Annotated in this window: 2 protein-coding genes; both read right to left on the bottom strand. The window is 39.4% G+C overall.

The genetic code is table 11. The annotated features are described in order from the left end of the window. Nucleotides 1–903, bottom strand: a 903-nt coding sequence (locus NP596_RS21305) for a lipopolysaccharide biosynthesis protein (protein ID WP_256617389.1), incomplete at its 3' end; no start/stop codon positions are given. Nucleotides 904–942: 39 nt separating this feature from the next. After that, nucleotides 943–1,552, bottom strand: a 610-nt coding sequence (locus NP596_RS21300; RefSeq protein ID WP_256617388.1) for a class I SAM-dependent methyltransferase, incomplete at its 5' end; no start/stop codon positions are given.

Genomic DNA, 1,552 nt, shown 5'->3' with positions numbered 1-1,552 from the left:
ACCTGATAGAAAAAAAGCACCAAAGCAAATAATCTCTATCATTTTTAAATTTATATTCTGGAATCGTGGCAAATCATTTTTCACCTGACTTAACAAGGGAAATAACACGGAAATAAAGCTTTCCGATGAATATTGGACCAGTAGAGAATTTAATGACTTTGCACGCTGAAAGTAACCCAATGTTACCGGAATAAATAACTTACCGATGATCATAAAATCTAATTTGGTAAATACGGCGTCCAGGAGTCCAGCCAAGAACATTCTAAAACCGAACCCCCACAATTGTATTAATGCCTTAACTGAAAATAGTAAGGAAGGCTTCCATCGGCTCATTGACCATATCAATACATTGAAGATAACGCCGGACGCCAACATTTGTGTAACCAAACTCCAGACGCCTGCGCCTTGAAAAGCCAACCAAATACCTAGTGCGCCGCCGGCAAATGAGGCCAGGAAGTTGGCTTTGCTCAATGCGGCATAATTCAAATCCTTACGCAGCTTGGTGGTTTGCACGCTGCTAAAGGCGTTAACCACAAAAGATAGCGACATCGCCTGGGTTAGGGGGATAAGCGCATCGTTTTGATAAAACGCGGCTATCCAGCACGCCGAGAAATAGGTGGCGAGCGTCAGCATCAACCCTACAAAAATATTAAAATAGAACACCGACGAGTAATGGATCGGGAGCACTTTTCGGCGTTGTATTAAGGCACTGCCCAGGCCCACATCGCTAAACACGTTTGCCATGCCGATGATAACCATGATCATCGCCACTAAGCCAAATTCTTCTGGTTCCAGCAAACGCGCAAGAAAAAGTGAAATAATAAACCCGACACCCTGGGCCGCCACCTTGCCGCTAAAATCCCAAATCAAGGCCTTGATGCCTTGTTGTTTTAAATTGGACATATTTGTTTTTGTCCTTTTCCATAGTATGCGGTTCGTACCTCACCGCATACTATGGGCTCTAAGTAACTGAGACTTCAGGATAAAAATAGGGCGGTTAAGAAACTCTCCTAATGCATCATTCCGCTCAATATTGAGTTCGTTTACTGAGTTATAAATAACGCCATGCTCACCTTTCTCCGCAATACCTATGGAAACAATATCAAAATAGCCTTTAATTCCATCTCGCACAAAATTTATCATTTCTTTCTTTGTCCCATTTGCAAAAAGTGGAAGTCTACAATCTCCTTTCCAATTAAAACCTATTTGTAAGACTAAAACATCTGCTCTACCTGCTAAACTTTTCAATGAATTCAATATGCTTTCTAAGGCCTTTTCTTTTGATAGTGATGTATCCCCATAATCATCGCCAATATGATGTAATACATTTAATAAAAATACAACATCATAAACTTTTTCACTTTTTATGTTATTAAATAAAAAGTAGTTTTCATGGATGTTAACTTTATCTTCCAGCTGCAGAACTTTTAAAGCCTCTTTAACAAATTTCGCATGTACATTATTGCCTTCGTAATAGTCAACATGTTTAGCGTCATGGTTCAAGGATTCAAATGTAAAATACCCTGTATTTCCACCGATATCTAATATATTT

It is taken from the genome of Methylomonas rivi (assembly GCF_024505165.1).
Lineage (GTDB): Bacteria > Pseudomonadota > Gammaproteobacteria > Methylococcales > Methylomonadaceae > Methylomonas > Methylomonas rivi.
The sequence above is the reverse complement of the archived record's forward strand: the minus strand, read 5'-3'. Positions and strand labels throughout refer to the sequence as shown.